General features: G+C 49.7%; 14 protein-coding genes. 8 read left to right on the top strand and 6 right to left on the bottom strand.

Features of this window, described 5'->3' with window-relative positions; translation table 11 throughout:
- Positions 1–2: 2 nt before the first annotated feature.
- The 5 genes from KEF85_RS08110 to KEF85_RS08090 all read right to left on the bottom strand — a co-directional run bounded on the left by KEF85_RS08110 (position 3) and on the right by KEF85_RS08090 (position 11483).
- The gene (locus tag KEF85_RS08110) at positions 3–8732 is read right to left on the bottom strand and encodes a glycoside hydrolase family 94 protein (protein WP_215584835.1); all 8730 of its coding nucleotides are present in this window, start codon (positions 8730–8732) and stop codon (positions 3–5) included.
- Between the two features lie 359 nt (positions 8733–9091).
- Complete coding sequence (locus KEF85_RS08105) at positions 9092–9379, bottom strand: sll1863 family stress response protein (RefSeq protein WP_215584833.1); 288 nt, start codon at positions 9377–9379, stop codon at positions 9092–9094.
- 82 nt (positions 9380–9461) lie between these two features.
- Positions 9462–10286, bottom strand: coding sequence for an OmpA family protein (locus KEF85_RS08100; RefSeq protein ID WP_215584831.1), 825 nt, complete (start codon positions 10284–10286; stop codon positions 9462–9464).
- An 18-nt stretch (positions 10287–10304) separates the two neighbouring features.
- Entirely contained in the window at positions 10305–10697 is a 393-nt protein-coding gene (locus KEF85_RS08095; protein WP_215584829.1) for a DUF4398 domain-containing protein, read from the bottom strand.
- Positions 10698–11063: 366 nt separating this feature from the next.
- On the bottom strand, positions 11064–11483 hold the full coding sequence (locus KEF85_RS08090) for a carboxypeptidase regulatory-like domain-containing protein (protein ID WP_215584827.1): 420 nt from the start codon (positions 11481–11483) through the stop codon (positions 11064–11066).
- A 354-nt stretch (positions 11484–11837) separates the two neighbouring features.
- Here KEF85_RS08090 and KEF85_RS08085 point away from each other — a divergent pair, with 354 nt between their 5' ends.
- The gene (locus KEF85_RS08085) at positions 11838–12545 is read left to right on the top strand and encodes a Crp/Fnr family transcriptional regulator (protein WP_215584825.1); all 708 of its coding nucleotides are present in this window, start codon (positions 11838–11840) and stop codon (positions 12543–12545) included.
- A 16-nt stretch (positions 12546–12561) separates the two neighbouring features.
- Here KEF85_RS08085 and KEF85_RS08080 read toward each other — a convergent pair whose 3' ends face one another.
- Positions 12562–13215, bottom strand: a complete 654-nt coding sequence (locus KEF85_RS08080) for a cation diffusion facilitator family transporter (RefSeq protein WP_246535081.1) — start codon at positions 13213–13215, stop codon at positions 12562–12564.
- 451 nt (positions 13216–13666) lie between these two features.
- On the opposite strand from KEF85_RS08080, the gene KEF85_RS08075 reads away from it, so the two are divergent.
- From KEF85_RS08075 to KEF85_RS08050, 7 genes are all read left to right on the top strand, one after another.
- Entirely contained in the window at positions 13667–13912 is a 246-nt protein-coding gene (locus KEF85_RS08075) for a PIN domain-containing protein (protein WP_215584823.1), read from the top strand.
- Entirely contained in the window at positions 13909–14163 is a 255-nt protein-coding gene (locus tag KEF85_RS08070; protein ID WP_215584821.1) for a YlcI/YnfO family protein, read from the top strand. The genes KEF85_RS08075 and KEF85_RS08070 overlap by 4 nt, the downstream gene beginning before the upstream one ends.
- Positions 14164–14258: 95 nt before the next feature.
- On the top strand, positions 14259–14588 hold the full coding sequence (tnpA, locus tag KEF85_RS08065) for an IS66 family insertion sequence element accessory protein TnpA (RefSeq protein ID WP_215584820.1): 330 nt from the start codon (positions 14259–14261) through the stop codon (positions 14586–14588).
- Complete coding sequence (gene tnpB / locus KEF85_RS08060) at positions 14585–14863, top strand: IS66 family insertion sequence element accessory protein TnpB (RefSeq protein ID WP_215584818.1); 279 nt, start codon at positions 14585–14587, stop codon at positions 14861–14863. The genes tnpA and tnpB overlap by 4 nt, the downstream gene beginning before the upstream one ends.
- Positions 14814–14918 (top strand): IS66 family transposase, encoded by a 105-nt coding sequence (locus KEF85_RS17100; protein WP_425515596.1) that lies wholly within the window; start codon positions 14814–14816, stop codon positions 14916–14918. Before tnpB ends, KEF85_RS17100 begins: the two co-directional genes overlap by 50 nt.
- 342 nt (positions 14919–15260) lie before the next feature.
- Positions 15261–15461: a hypothetical protein gene (locus tag KEF85_RS08055; RefSeq protein WP_215584816.1), complete on the top strand. Its 201-nt coding sequence runs from the start codon at positions 15261–15263 to the stop codon at positions 15459–15461.
- 166 nt (positions 15462–15627) lie between these two features.
- A complete protein-coding gene (locus KEF85_RS08050; RefSeq protein WP_215584815.1) occupies positions 15628–16626 on the top strand; it encodes an AAA family ATPase in 999 nt (332 codons plus the stop codon).
- Positions 16627–16631: the final 5 nt, after the last annotated feature.

Below are 16631 nucleotides of genomic sequence, written 5' to 3'. Positions count from 1 at the left end.
CCCTATCCGTCCAGCAAATGGTTTTCACCTAAAATTATGCGTAACTGATGCACCTGCCCGTCGTTTTGTAAATCAATAGTCGTATCCGGCTGGCTGATACCGTCTAGTTCGACCAGAATTACGCCCTGACATACTGCATCAGGATTTTCCACGCTGATTTCATAGCGACTGTTAAGATACTGATACACCATGCTGTAGCTCGGCCAGGATCTGGGGATGCAAGGTTTGATCAGCAATTGATCGCCATGAATTTGCAAACCCAGGATGGATTCCAATCCGGCCCGGTAAAACCAGCCCGCTGCACCGGTATACCAGGTCCAGCCGCCGCGTCTGACATGAGGGGGTTCCGAGTAAATATCGGCGGCCAGTACATAGGGTTCCACCTTATAGGCATAAACACCGGTGCGGGAACTGGTACGCTTAATGGGATTCAACAAACGCAGCAATTCTTCGGCCTGATCACCTTCCCCCAGCATGGCGTAGGCAATAACCGACCAAATGGCGGCATGAGTATATTGACCGCCGTTTTCACGCACACCGGGCGGATAGCTTTTGATATAGCCGGGATCGCGCTCGGTTTTGTCAAACGGCGGGGTAAATAGCAAAACCAGATCATCACCATAGCGGACCAGATATTCTTTAACTGACTGCATGGCCCGCTCTGCCCGTTCGCCATCTGCCGCGCCAGATATTACCGCCCAGCTTTGGGCGATGGAATCTATCCGGCATTCAGCATTGGCTGCCGAACCCAAAGGTGAGCCGTCATCAAAATAGGCGCGCCGGTACCAGGCTCCGTCCCAGCCTTCCGCTTCTACGGCCAGTTTTAATTGGGTGATATGCTGTTGCCAGCGCTCGGCACTGGCGTGGTCGCCATGGGACTCGGCCAGCGGGATAAATTGTTTTAGTGTGGCAATCAAAAACCAGGCCAGCCAGATACTTTCGCCTTGACCTTCCCGACCTACCCGGTTCATGCCATCATTCCAGTCGCCGCTGCCGATTAAAGGCAATCCATGTCGACCGGTGCTTAAACTCAGATCGATGGCGCGTCGGCAATGTTCATATAGACCGGCATGTTCTACAGATACAGTAGGCAGGAAATACGCATCTTCCTGGTCAGCCGCTAATGTCGGGCCATCCAGAAAAGGTAAAAGCACATCCAGAATCTTGTTGTCGCCGCTGATTTTTACATAATAGGCCACGGCATAAGCTAGCCACAGACGATCATCGGAAAAATGGGTGCGCACACCACGCCCTGAAGGCGGGTGCCACCAATGCTGTACATCACCTTCGCCAAACTGACGCTCAGCGGCAGACAGCAAATGCCGGCGGCTCAAATCGGGCCGGGTTACCGCTAGAGCCATACAGTCCTGCAATTGATCCCGGAAGCCAAACGCCCCGCCTACCTGATAAAATCCGGCTCTGGCCCACATCCGGCAGCTCAGGGTCTGATACAGCAGCCAGCGGTTTATTAACAAATCCAGCTCCCGATCCGGGGTTTTAATCTGCACCGTAGTCAGCACACCCTGCCAGAATTGCTTAACCTGTTCCAGGATGGCAGTTGGATCGCTTAGCCGATACCGTTTAATCAATTCTACGGCATGACTCCGTTGCAATCCCTGGCCCAGCACAAAAACCAGCTCGATTTCTGCGCCTGCAGCCAGTATCACCTGGGTCTGCAAGGCTGCACAGGCATCTAGCCCGGCTCCCAGCCGGTTTTTCAACGTGCTGGCCGTCAATAATCCTGCCGGGGCTTGTAAACTGCCGTTGCGGCCGATAAATTCCCGGCGATTACCGGTCCAGCTGGTTTGCTGGCCACTCAGATCGGCAAAGGCGTAGCGCCCGCCAAATTCTGCATCCCAGGGATTACAGGAAAACACAGCACCGGTCTCTGGATCGAGTTCGGTGACAATATGACTGGCGGTGACAGTGCGGCTTGCGCCTAGCACCCATTCCACATAGGCAGCCACGGTCAGTTTGCGGGTGCGACCCGAGTGATTTTTTAAAGTCAGAATGGAAATTTTTACCGGATCATCAGGGCTGACCAGTTGCATCAGGTTACTGTGGATACCGTGTGAGTCGTGTTCAAAACAGCTGTAACCTTGACCGTGGCGGATCTGATAGGCGGCATTTTCCACACGGATCGGCAAGGCGGTCGGGCACCATAAGGCCTGGCTTTGATCATCGCGGATATAAAACACTTCGCCGGATGCATCGCTGACTGGATCGTTAGACCAGGGTGTGAGCTGGTTGGCCCGGCTGTTGCCGGCCCAGGTACAGCTACTGCCCAGTTCCGAGACGATAAAGCCAAATTCCGGATTAGCGATTACATTAACCCAGGGGGCCGGCGTCCATTGGCCTTTATCGAGCACAATCACGTACTCACTGCCGTTATTGCCAAATCCACCCAAGCCGTTAAAACACTCCAGGGTGGGTTGAGCCAGTTTTTCAGGCGGATCTTGTGCCGGAACCGGGGTCTGCCAGTTAATAAAAGCGGTTTCGGGGCGCGGATGTCTTAATAATTGTTCAGACAGGCTGCCGCGATTACTGACCAGCACCACCCTGGCTACACTTTGCAGAAACACCCGTTCCTCCACGGACAGCTGATCCATGCGCAACACAAAAATATCACCTTTGCTGTCCGGTTCGGGTGTGGAGCGTGATTGCATATCCCGCACCATCGCTTCCAGCAAAGCCTGTAAATCTTCTACATAAGATAATTCTTTTTCGTTGAGAATCAGCAGATCTGCCTTTAGGCCTTTGATGCGCCAGTATTCATGAGCACGCAACAATTGCTCGACGATGCGCCTATCCTCCAACTCTTTAACCCGCAACAAAATAATGGGCCGGTCACCGGAAATGCCGTAGCGCCACAAACTGGTCACGTTCAGCGTGTTCATCTGCAATAATCGGCCGTATGGCCGTAAGGTAGAATCACTATAAATCAAGCGATTGGCCAAAGCCTGAAACAACTGAGCTTCCTCCGGTTTGGTATGCAAATGATGCAGTTGCACTTGAGCATGTGTCCAGGCCAGTGCAGACACCCGTTCCCAGGACTCGGTGTTATGATATTTGTCGGCCAGATCTTCGGCATGCTGGCGGGATAAGGCTGCCAAGGTGGTAAAGGTCAGGTGTTCAGTCGTACCCGCCGCAATCCGCACCCTGGTGCGCAGGCTAAAGATCGGATCAAGTACCGATCCGACCGTGTTACTCAAAGGCCGGCCATCCATGATCGCAATCGGCGCACGTAAATTCAGGCCGCGGCCAATAAAACGCGAGCGGTCGGTTTCATATTGCAGGCCTTCGTTGGCCTGACTGCCCGCCAATACATGGGCCAGCCAGATAGGTCGATCTTCCTGGGTGCGGGGGCGGCGATGCGCAATCAAACCCCGACTTTGCGCCCGATATTCGGTTTGGACAAATAAATTGGAAAATGCCGGATGGGCAATATCCGCTGCTGCGCTGGTCAGCACCAGCTCGGCATAGGAGGTAATTTCAATTTCCCGGCTGTGCATACCGTTATTAGTTAAACTCAACCGGCGGATTTCGGCGTCGTCCTCCGGGGAAATCACAATTTCCAGGGTACTGGTGATATCAAAATCGCTACGGCTGATTTTGGCCCTATCCTCTACAAACACCACCTCATAATGTTCCGGGATAACTGTGGTCGGTTGATAAGTGGCCGACCAGACCTGTCCACTTTCGACATCGCGCAGATACAGATAACTTCCCCAGGCATCCCGGGTGACATCTTCACGCCAGCGAGTCAAGGCCAGATTACGCCATTGACTGTAGCCGGAGCCGGAGCCGGTGATCATGACGGTATAGCGGCCATTGGAAAGCAATTGAGTGGACGGACTGGCCGACATGGGTGACGACAGCCGTTTCACTGGAGTCTGAACTATTTCCTTGATTTCGGCCAAGGCTTGAGTCAAAGGCAGGCTGCTGGTATCGGCCCCTTGGGGTATGCGTTCCTGCAACAGCAAATCCGCTGCCTGGATTAGGGCAGCATTGTGAAAGCGGTGACGCATGGTTCCGTCATGCACAGCATTGGCAAATGCCAGTAAGGACATGCCCTGATGATGAGCCATATAACAACGTACTATCGCTACTTGCTGGCCTTCGGAAAGCCGCACCGGCGTATAATCGAGAGCTTCGTAAAAACCATAGCGGCCCAAAGCGCCCTGTTCAGTAAGTCGGGCAAAATTCTCCACGGCGGCATGGGGTGAATACATGGCGGCCAGCGCCGTTGCGTAAGGCGCAATCACCCGGTTTTCGCCTAGTCCGCGCTTCATGCCCAGACCGGGAACACCAAACGCCGAATACTGGTAAGTCAGGGCAATATCGCGGCTGTTAAACGCCGATTCCGACACGCCCCAAGGTATGCCGCATTCTTTGCCATACTCGATCTGGCGTTTTACCACCAGCCGGCAGGTTTGATCCAGCAGACTGTAACGCGGAGTAAATGTGACCAGTGAAGGCATCAGATATTCAAACATAGACCCCGACCAGGATAACAACACTGTACCCTTTGCGGCGCGGGTGACGCGCCGGCCTAAATGAAACCAGTGGTTGCTGGGCACTTCACGTTTGGCAATGGCAATAAAACTGGCCAGTCTGGCCTCGGAAGCCAGCAAGTCATAATAACTGTCATCAGCACGACCTTCTGTTGCGGAATAACCCAAGGTCAGCATGTGGCGTTTGTGGTCATACAAAAAGCCAAAATCCATCTCATTAAACAACTTGTCCGATTGGGCCGCCAAGCGTTCCAGACGCTTGCATAACAAATTAGTTTGCTCAGCCGCCCAGCGCAATTTCACCAACGCCTTCAAACTAGCCACCGGCAAATCGGGGGCATTGATACCCTGCCACTCGTCCAAAGTCCTGGTGTAGAAATCTGCCAACTGGTTTAAAGGGATATCCAGTACGGCGGCCTGCCACCAGACGGGATGCTGGGCTTGGCTGGCTACCAGGTGAATGGCGTCAAATTGGCTGGTGAGCTTAATCCAGGGCAACAAAGTATCGATGTCGCGGGTCTGGGAACGAATATCGTCACATAGCAATCCGCACCAAGTCAGCATTTCGCTGTGTTCGGCATCGCCGCGTTCGGCAGCGTAAGCACTAGCCAAATCCTGCAGATTCTCGGCACATTTTGGCAATTTCTGCCAAAGCTCGGCCCAAGCTGGGGCATCGACTGGTCTTGTTTGCAACATCTCGCCCAGTAATGAGGTTTTTTGGCGTAGCTCAGCCAGTGTGACCGTCAAGGTGCGTTTATCATCACTGATGGCGGCAAGTTCGGCTGTCAATAAAGCATGAGTATCGATCAAACCCGGCAAACTGTGCCTAAGCAACAGCGGTTTGCTCAGCGTTTCCCGGCAGGTTTCCGCCAAGGTAAGCAGATGTCCGGCCAGATTTCCGCTATCCACAGTGGAAATATAAGCGGGTTCCAAAATTCGTAAATCACGGGTATCGTACCAGTTGTAAAAATGACCGTTCAGCCGGGCCAGACCGTTCAGTGTGGTCATACTGGCCTCCAGCCTGTCCATAGCCTCTAGCAGACCGATCCAGCCAAAATCACGGGCTGCCGCCACCGACAACAGATACAGGCCAAAATTGGTGGGCGAACTGCGCTGGGCGATAACGGGTTCCGGGTCTTCCTGAAAATTGTCCGGGGGTAAATGATGTTCGTCTGCCGTCACAAAAACGGTAAAAAACCGCCAGATACGCCGACCCAGCAAACGCATGGCTTGGGCATCCCCTGCTTGCAGCTGTTCGGCTTTATCCAGCTTGGGTGGCAGACTTAAGCTGCGGGCAAGTATTGGGGCCAATAACCACAACAGCATAAACGGCGCAGCCACCGTCAATCCGGCGGGATTACCGATTAACACCACCGCCGCCGCACCAAGCACCAGCAAGGATGAACGGCCCAAGGGCTTAAGCAGATTTTTTAGAGTATTATCCGAAACATTTTTGGCCTGTAAGGCCGTTACCCATTTCAGCAAGCGCCGCCGGGTAATTAATAATCTGACCAGGGTATTGGCGATGGCATCGGTCATCAACCAGGCATGTTGCACCAGAAACACCAGTGCCACCAGGCTGTTACCGATAGCCCAGAGCACAGTCTGCAAGGTGTTTCGCCAATGGGTAAACGATGAAATGCCGCGCCTGGGCGGTGCCAGGCTTTTGGTGCAGGCCATGATGGTGGGAATAGCCAGAGCCGTCAGCACCAGGCCGGTCAGCAACGCGTGCGGCGCACCGGGAATGGCCCAACTCAACACCAGCGCCGCAAATGCTGCCGGTGCCGACAGGGAACGGCGTAAGTTGTCGAGCATTTTCCAGCGGCCCAACAAGGGCATATTGCTGCCGCTGGTGCCGAATATCCAGGGCAATAACTGCCAGTCGCCGCGCGCCCAGCGATGTTCCCGCGAAGCCGCTACCTCGGTATGACAAGGAAATTCTTCAAAAAACTCAATATCACTAACCAGTGCACAGCGAGCGTAAACACTTTCAAACAGATCATGACTCAGCTGAGTGTTGTCTGGCACTCGCCCGGCTAATGCCGCTTCGAAACTGTCAACATGATATAAACCCTTACCGCTATAGGTACCCAGTGCAAATAAATCCTGATAGAGTTCAGAAACCGAACTGGCATAGGCATCCGACCCGGCTGCGCCGGCGAACAACTGGTGAAACAATGAGTGTTCGCGGCGTTGCGGCAGGGTTGGCGTTACCCGCGGCTGGAGTATGCCGTAACCATCAACTATACGCTGGCTTTTGCTGTCAAAAACCGGCTGATTTAACGGGTGCATGGCCACGCCGACTAATTGGGCCACTGTGCCCATCGGTAATTTGGTATCGGCATCCAGAGTAATGACATAACACACCCCTGGAGGGGCTGCTGCGGGCTGACCATTGACTGCCAGAAACGAGGTGTCGGTGGCGCCGCGCAATAAACGGTTAAATTCATGCAGCTTACCGCGCTTGCGTTCCCAACCCATCCATTTGGCTTCGCTGGGATTCCACAAGCGTTTACGGTGAAAGATAAAAAATCGTTCTGCAGCGTATTTGGTGTTAAGTGCCGCTACACCGCCGACGGCCAAGGCTAACAGTTTGGCATCATTTGCCAGGGTTTCCTGGTCGGCATCGATCCAGTCCGACAACAGTGCAAACCGCACCGCTCCGTCCGGATTGGCCAGATAGTGAATTTCCATCTGTCTGACCTGATCCAGCACCTCGGCTTCTTTAAAAAACAGCGTGGGCACCACGACAAAGGTACTCACGTCTGCCGGAACGCCGGTTTTGAGTTCCAGGCGCGGCAAATGCCGGGGCGGCAGACCGGCGATGATTAATTGATTGAAAAATCCGATAGCGATATCCGAAACCGGAAACAGAATACATAAAGCAATCAAGCTAATAGCCAGACCGCCCAGTCCGGCATTGATGCTGGCCGCCAACGGCCAGCAGAATAATAATAACGTCAAACCGGCCAGACTGCTCAGATAAGCCAGCCCCGAATCGGCTACATAGCCGCGCAGCAGTTTTTGCTTAAGACTGGCCCGGTAACCGACTTCAGTTTCAAAGCCATAACGCCCGGCACCGATTAAGTAGTAGCCCGGCTCAATTAGCCGTTCGAACCCCGCTGAACTGGTGCTGATGTTCTGAATTTTCAGCATCAATTGCTGGGCTATGGCTAATTCCGTGTAAACAGAACGTTTGGCCAGTTCTTCGATGGCATGGCGATAGCGGTCGCGGGTAAGAAAATCCATTGCGGCATAACCGGGGTGACCACGTAAACAGTGATCAACATGGCTGACGGCTTCGATAAAATCCGGCCATTCAAAAGCGGAAATAGCGCGCATACTGGTAATGATATTGCGGACGGTCAGATTGTCGGCAATTTGTTCGGCATGTTCGCGATGCACCAGATCTTCCAGACTCAGGTTCTGCTGTTTCAGCCAGTCATTGAGAAAATCCAGAGACAATGAGCCGGCAGGATGCGGATCGTGGGAGCGCAGCAGAATCTGTACGGCATAGGCCTGACGTAATGGTTCAGTCGGCAGTTCCGCCGGGGCGATATCCGGGCTGGGCCTATCATTGTGTATGCCAAGTTGTTCAGTTGCGTCGATATACTCATCTGCCAGTTCCCGGCCAGACTGGGAGCGCATGATACTGACTGCCAGTCGCCGCAAGTTTTCGACCAGCACCACACGCAGGGTAATCGGTATTGCCCATAATTCGCCAAGACTGAGCGGTGTTACTTCCTGATAGGCATTAACGAATAGAGTCAGCAGTTCCGGGGTAAAGCGGCTGTCGGTGTGCGCCACCAAAGCCCAGACTATACCGTAGACGCGGGGATAACCGACCAGAAATCCTTCCGACAATTTTGGCAGTTCCTGGTAATAGCTTTCCGGCAAATCAATGTCTATATTACTGACTTGTTCTTCAATAATATGAAAATTATCCAGCAACCATTCTGCTGCCGGGGTAATGGCGCGCTGTTCGCGCACTGTCTTAGCGACCGCTTGATAGGCGGCAAATAATACTTCGGCGTTTTCCCGGACTCGGGGAATCAGGCGCTGCCCGACTTTGGGATAAGCCACTTTTTGGGCTTTAGCCAAACTATAGGCATGTTCCGTCAGTCGTTCGGTGCTGAATAATTCAAAGCGAATCGGCGTTTCATCGCCGCCAGGATGGGCTAGCCTGACTTTTTTTCTGCGCTGTAACTGTTTTGCCATATTGACTTCTCCATATTTTTCTTACTCAGCGTTGCCGAAATCAAATCCAATGTCGAATGGCGCTTCAATAAAAATAGGTTGTGCGGCACGCTGCGATGCGCATCAATCGCGAACGATGCGCATTCTTGCCTCGGCACATCCTATATTCAGGTATTTGATAGATAATTTTGTAATTACTCAGCGTAACTTTGTATGATCCTTTTTAAACAAGTACTTAGCTTTTATTGATGCGTTGTACTGCGTTTTGCACCCACAACTACCTGGTTTTTTAAGGAGATACTTGGACGCTGAGTAGTTACTAATTTTTTAATGCCGTAAAATTCAAGCCCCGGTTTGGGCGGGCTTGAGTTGGTACCGAATTAATTGAATTTGGAAACTATGCTGGCCAGACCGGTACGCAAGTCATGCCAAACATGTTCAGCAGTATCTTTCACCGCATCCCAGGCATCACCGCTAGCCTCTTGTAATTCCTTGATTTTAGCTGTGGCTACCGCTTCTTTGGCTTTTAAGGCAGCGATATCGGCGTAATATTGCAGTTTTATGTCTTCCGCAGCGAGTTCGGCTTTGGCGTTTAACACATCAATTTCAGCACTCCATTCTTTTAATTCGGCGGAGAGGCTGTCTATATATTCTTCTTTAGTTTTCATAAGATTCTCTTTGTTAATTGTCGTCATTGTTTAAGTACCGTTAAGGCATTTTGGGAAATGTTCGGCCTATAGTTAGGCTGGATTAGCGCTCGGTGATATTGCCGTTAGCATCGGACAGCACAATTTCTACCCGGCGATTTAACTGGCGATTAGCAGCGGTGGCATTGCTGGCCACTGGATACTCATCGGCATAGCCACGGGTTTCAATACGATTGCTGTTGATGGACATATCGACTAAAGCGCTACGCACTGAGTAGGCACGGCGATCAGACAGTTCCTGATTATAGTCATGGCTGCCGGTGCTATCGGTATAACCCTCAATCAGCACTTTATAATCGGGATATTGGTTCAAAAAATCCGCCAGTTTTGCCACATTACGGGTACCGCCGGATTCAAGTTGAGCCTTATTGGTACGAAACAATACATCGCCCAAGGTAATCATGAAGCCGCGTTCAGTTTTTTTGGCGTTTAATTCATTGATCAGGATAGCCTGCTGGGCAATGATGTCTTTGTCGCCGGCCACTTGGCGTTTGGCTGAGTCTGCTTCGGCGGTTCTGGCATCCAGTTGCACTTTACTGCGACTGGCTTCGGCATTGGTGACGGCAATTTCTGCAATTTTGCGTTTGGCGGTTTCCTGAGCAATGCCGACCTGCTGACTAGCGACATAGGCCAGATGATCAACGGTTTGCACGTCATCATCATCTTCCTGGAAAGCAGAATCTGCTTTTTTCAGGGTATCGGCGGCATCTTTCAATTCCAGCGGCGCCTGATTGGTGACTTCTGCATTATTTCTGGCAGTGTTATAACGTTCATGTGCATCGACCAGCGAAGCATTCTTGGGATTGGCACCGCAACCGGCCAGCAGGGTGGCAATCAGGCTTATGGATAGATAGTGAATAGTTTTCATATTGAATTCCTGAGCTGATTATTGGGTTTTACGATCAATTTCCTGGCGCAGCACGGTATTGTCCTGCTGCAACTGGCTAACTGCTTTTTGCGCCTTAACGGAACGCGCGGTTGCTGTTGACAGCAAAGCATCCACTTCAGCTTCTTCTGCCAATAGCCGGGCTACGTGATAATCTTCTTTGTCCATGGCATGCTCTGCGGCTTCCATTTTGTCCTGAGCATATCTGAGCGGTAATGGGGCAAATTCGGTAGCACCGGCGGCACTGGCATTGTTGACAGCGGCTTTGGCTACGGCTATTTGCTCAGTAGGTGGCGGGTTGTTGGCACAGGCAGCGGTTAAAAGTACGGCAGAAACGCTAACCCCTAAAATCTGTAGCCATTGAGTTGATCTGAATCGGTAAAATGTGTTCATGATGTTTTATCCAGTAAGTTAACTTCGAATACAAATCAATTAGACACGTTTCGCTTAATTAAAACAGTGCGCTAACGAACATTGACTAGAGAGCTGCTATCGAGACCAGCGGCATTGAAATCGGAAAGGGTTATGAGGTGGCCGAAATCAGGCTGTAGAATGCAAAAAAACGCCTCATTGCGTTGCTGAAACACATGAGGCGGGCGATCAAACGATCAGGGCTACTTAGGAGCAGACAATGAACACTGGCAAGCCGCCAAACTTGGCGGCAATAGGTGTAATAACTGTAAACCTATAATAGGTCGAGTTCTGTGCGACATCGAACATAATCAGCGCTAATTTTCTGCTCTGTCAGCAACGCTAAATTCAATTGGATTTTTCTTGCGGCCAAACGAAAGATAGTGCTGTGATTTTGCTGGTATCCAACGTGACTTTTTTATAGATTTCATAACCATTTTGAGCGGCGGATACATGGTATTTGCCTGGTTTCAGCTTGGCATATAAAATCGGTCCGTCAGAGACTGTTTCCAGATAGATTTTGCCTTTAGCGTCTTCGATACGCACTTTGACATCACTCAAATACTCACCACTGCCTTTTACCGAAAACAGCAAACTTAAATTATATTCAGACCGCAAGGCTTGCAGAGCATGACGTTCCTCGCCGCCTACCCCGCCGCTGACAAAACTGACCTCGCCTTGAGTTTGGGGTTCGACTGCAGGTTGTTCTGCATAGCTTACCGTTTGATACAGCACCTGGAGCAGTAATATTGCCAATAATCGTTTCATAAATGACTCCTTGCGGATAAAGAATTAGGCATCGGGAATACCGCATATAAATCGCCGACACCACTATTGATTTAGTCTCGTCAGGAAAATGGCCTGATCAGGCACGCCATGCCGGGCGTAAGCCGACAGCAGGTAAGAGTTACTTCCAGTCTCCGGCATTTAGCATAGCTAAAGTCAAGATACCCGTCTGTACGCTACAACACATAAATTGTTTGACAAGTAAATATTTACAAACTCCGTACGCTACCAGACAGACTATTGGTGGCCTGGGGCGTATTGTGGATGCTAACAGCCATCTTTAGTGTCAGTTTGATGGTGTAAAGTGCATTGTTAAACCTTAACGGAGTAAAGATATTGACATCCACCCGACCTAATTATGCCGCCAATCAACTCCTGACAGCATTGCCGTTTGCTGATCGTGAACAGTTAGTCAGCCTTTGTGAACCTGTCCAACTTGAATTTGGCGATATTATTTACGAACATGGCGATCAGGTGCCGCACGTGTATTTTCCCACCGGTAGTTTTATTTCACTGGTAACGCCGTTGGAAGGCAATGCTGGTTTGGAAGTGGGATTAATCGGTAACGAAGGCATGGCAGGCATTACTTTAATCCTGGGTGTAGAAATTGCCCCGTTTCAGGCCCTAGTTCAGGGAGCTGGGCCGGCATTGCGCATTAGTGCGGCGGCATTTACTCAGGAAGTTGCCAACAGTCCGGCGCTATACAGCATGTTAAAACGCTATCTTTATGTAACAGTTAGCGAACTGGCTCAAACTGCGGCCTGTTGCCGGATTCATGTGGTAGAAGCCCGTCTGGCGCGCTGGCTGTTGATGACGCAGGATCGTGCCCACGCCGACACTTTTCACATTACCCACTTATTTTTGGCCTATATGCTGGGTGTACGCCGAGTGGGTATCACTAAAGCCGCCAGTTCATTGCAACGCCGGAAACTGATCAGTTATCGGCGCGGCCATATCACCGTACTTAACCGCGCTGGTTTGGAAGCAGCCGCCTGTTCTTGCTATCAGGCGGAAAAAAAGATTTACCAACTGATTATGGGCTGAAATATAGTTGAGATTATCAGTGCCGACCTACCGAGATAAGGGTGCAACTGTGATTGGTTGTGCCCTGTTCGATTTGTAATGTGCTGTGCTGCACGGAATATCTTTGGTTTAATGTTAATACTAACTCATCCATAAACTTATCGCCGGGGTGACCTGCTGGCATCACCAAATGCACCGTTAGCGCTGTTTCAGTGGTGCTTATGCCCCATATATGCAAATCGTGTATATCGCTGACACCAGGACATTGGCGCAGGAAGCTATCGATCGCGGCCAGATCAATGTGACGAGGAACGGCGCTTAACGCCAGTTGTGTTGATTCGCGCAGCAACCCGCAAGTACCTATGACAATTACTAATACGATCAGTAGGCTAATGACGGGGTCAAGCCAGAACCACTGGGTATATATCATTAAAATACCGCCGCTAACCACACCTAATGAGACAAGTGCATCTGCCAGCATATGCAGGTAAGCACTCCGAATGTTCAAATCGCCTTTGCTGCCTTTGACAAACAGCCAGGCTGACAGGCCATTAATGACAATACCGATGGCTGCGACTTCCATGATCGTTAAACCCGCTACCGCCGGTGGATTTGCTAAACGTTGGATTGCTTCCCAGGCAATTGCCCCACTTGCCACCAGCAGAAACATAGCATTTGCTAATGCGGCCAAGATCGTAGAGAGAAATTTAGGTTTTGAAAGGGAGTTTTGGAAGTCCTTCAGTCTTCAAAGTTTTCATAGCTGAATCGGTTTATGTTTAAAACATCATGTTTTTAATCATTTTGGCGAGCATTAAGTAAAGAAAATTGGCATCGTGCAGATGACTTTGAAAACTTTGTTAAAAATTAAACAATTAATTTATCTACATTACAGGCCTAATAAGTTCAAAAAATAGGACAAAAGCAAATAAAAGCTAATTTTTTGAATGTGATACTATAAGTGATATGAGATATGTTTTAGATACTGATGTAATCGTTTCAGCTATGCGTAGCCCAACAGGAGCTTCAGCAGCACTTTTACTAGCAGCACTTGATGGCTTATTTGTAATGGTAGCAAATGTACCTTTGGTCGTCGAATATGACGCAACCTGTAGTTTTTGCCAGCCCATCAACTAGCTGCTGGATTGAATGAAACTGAGGTTGGTATATATTTGGATGCATTGGCGGGCTTGGTTGAGCCTGTTGAAACACATTTTCTTTGGCGGCAAAGATTGCGTGATCCAGCCGATGAAATGGTACTTGAAGCGGCAGTAAACGGCAGAGTTGATGCAATTGTTACCTTCAATCACCGTGATTACGGGACTACCCCGAATGACTTTGGAATTGAAATCCTAAAACCGTTTGAAGCTCTCCAGAGGTTAAAACAATGAGTAATGTAAGCTCCTACCCACTTCGTTTGCCACGTTCAGTGAAAGCAGCTGTTGAAAAACTAGCCAAAGAAGAAGGCGTAAGCCTAAACCAATTTGTGGCCACTGCTGTTGCTGAAAAACTTACCGCTATGAAAACGGCTAATTTCTTTGCAGAAAGAAAAAATCGTGCAGATTTCGAAGCATTTAGAAAAATTTTAACCCGTGAAGGTGGACAACCACCACGTTCAGGTGATGAACTCACTACGAACTGATAAGTTTGTAAGGTAAGCGCTCAATACTCAGCATAATTTACCCCCTGTGTCGACCATGTCAGACTTTCCCAACGACAATAATTTTGGGATTAGCGATGACATCCACGGAAAACAATACCGATCACGCCTTTTGGCGGCTTCACATTGAGCAATGGCAGGCATCTGGGTTATCCCAAGCCCGTTACTGCCGTGAGCAGGAACTGGTGACGCACCAGTTTCGTTATTGGAAACATCAGTTTCAGGTAGGCCACGAGTTGGTTGCCCCGGCCCCTGTCACCGGCTTTGCCCGGGTTCAAGTCGTAGCGTCTGCCGCCCCGCCCTTTTCACCTGGCTTGTCTTTGTGCTTCCGGGATGGCACTCAGTTGACGGGGATTGCTCAGCATCAGATGGCCTTGATTAAACAATTGATTGAGGTGTTGCGGTGACCCGCATCATGCGGCCTTCTTTGGAACTGACACAGGTTTATCTTTACCGTCAGCCAATTGATTTTCGTAAATCTCATCGCGGACTGGCGGCGATTGTGGAGTGTGAGCTCGGTCATAATCCGTTTGGCGGCGGTTTGGTACTGATCTATAAATACTGCGATGGCTTGCCGCTGTATCGGCTTGAAAGTATTTTATCGCGTTATGGTGGCGAACTCTCAAGGGCCGCTGGCGAACTGGGTCATTGCACTGGCCAGACCGTTACAACCTTTGATTAATCTGATCCGGGAGCATCAACTGGCCGGGAACGTGATCATGGCCGACGAAACGTAAGCGCTTAACAAACCCCATCTACCCGTAATCAATTGAATTTGGGAAAGTATCCTCACCGTAAATTGATGAGGATAGCCGATGAACCAGCCCCTTTCAGAAAATACCCCATACGCATCAACTTAGTATAAATTAGGCGAAATATACTGTTTAACCATATGATAAAATAGATATTATTTACTTGTAAACTAATATTCGAAATGGAAATTTTTTTAGGCTGGCGCAAACCCTGCAGTTTGTTCGGTTCTGACCACTAAGTCTAACGAACTCGCCAAAGAGGGATTCATCAAACGCCAGCGTAAAATCACGGGGTCTAATTTTGTGAAAACGTTGATCTTTGGTTGGATGCAGTACTTCACACCGTCAGTCGAAGGCTTGGCTAGAGCCGGCTATACTCATGGATTAAAGATCAGCGCTCAGGGGTTGGACAAGCGCTTCACCCAAGAGGCTTGCGAATTGATGAAACGTGTTTTGGAAACAGCTCTTGCCCAAGTTGTGACCCGGTTTTTCGCACCAACAGCTTTCAAAGTGTTTTCGGTCAATTGAAAAATATTATGAGTCATGGACTTTAGCACAACAGGTAACCCTGATGATGATTTTGCACTAACCGTAGTCGTAGCACCTACTTTTACTCTAGGTGGCAAAAATAGTTTAAAATTTTACAAAAAATTTTAGCCAAAATATCATAACAAACTGGCGATAGGGAGGGGGAATGGCTTCCGGTGCATTACTAAGACAGCTCATAAAGTCAGGATCTGAAGGCGACTCGGACTCTTTTCGCCGTGTTTCGGAAAAAATTATTCAGGAAGAGCGCGATAAGCAACATCATTTGCTTGCCAATGATTTGGAAAAAATTCTCTATGGCCGGCGCAGTTCTACTGAGCAAGCAAAGCGTTTTGAGTTTTCTAAATTACCGGAAGACAAAGAACGTGGCTTGGCTCTATTACAGATAAAAGAGCCCTTACGCAGAATTGATGATGTGGTTTTATCGGATGAAAATCGTTCGCTGTTGGATGAAATTCTTGAAGAGCATCATCGTGTGGAAATACTCAACTCGCACGGTTTATTTCCGGCTGATCGCTTGCTATTCTGCGGTCCGCCTGGATGCGGGAAAACACTATCGGCGGAAATTGTTGCCGGCGAACTCGGTTTACCTCTGGCGATTGTTAGAATCGATAGCGTTGTTTCATCCTATCTGGGAGAAACGGCGGCAAACCTGCGTAAAGTGTTCGATTTTATTACTACAATCCCTATGGTGGTTTTATTCGACGAATTTGATGCTTTGGCGAAAGAACGTGCCGACAGTGCCGAACATGGTGAATTAAAACGTGTGGTCAATGCATTTTTACAGATGCTGGATGCCTATGACGGCAAAAGTCTGTTAATCGCAGCCACTAATCATGAAGGTATTCTGGATTCCGCCATTTGGCGGCGCTTTGATGAAGTGTTAGTGTTTGAAGCCCCAAATTCGGAACAGCTTAAACGCTTACTTGCCATCAAGCTTAAAGGCGTGCGCAGGGAGTTTGAAATCGACAACGGCAAAATTTCCGGACTTTTTAAAGGCATGTCACATGCCGATGTCGAACGGGTTTTACGCCGAGCCATTAAAGAAAAAGTGTTGTCCGGTAAAGAGTTTTTGACCGAACGGCATATTCAGTCAGCCATACGCCGAGAAGATGCAAGAAGGAATCGGGTTTCTAAACAGGAATAGTTATT

This window comes from Methylomonas paludis, assembly GCF_018734325.1.
Taxonomy (GTDB): domain Bacteria; phylum Pseudomonadota; class Gammaproteobacteria; order Methylococcales; family Methylomonadaceae; genus Methylomonas; species Methylomonas paludis.
Note: the sequence above shows the minus strand (reverse complement) of the source record. Positions and strands in the feature narration are given on the sequence as shown.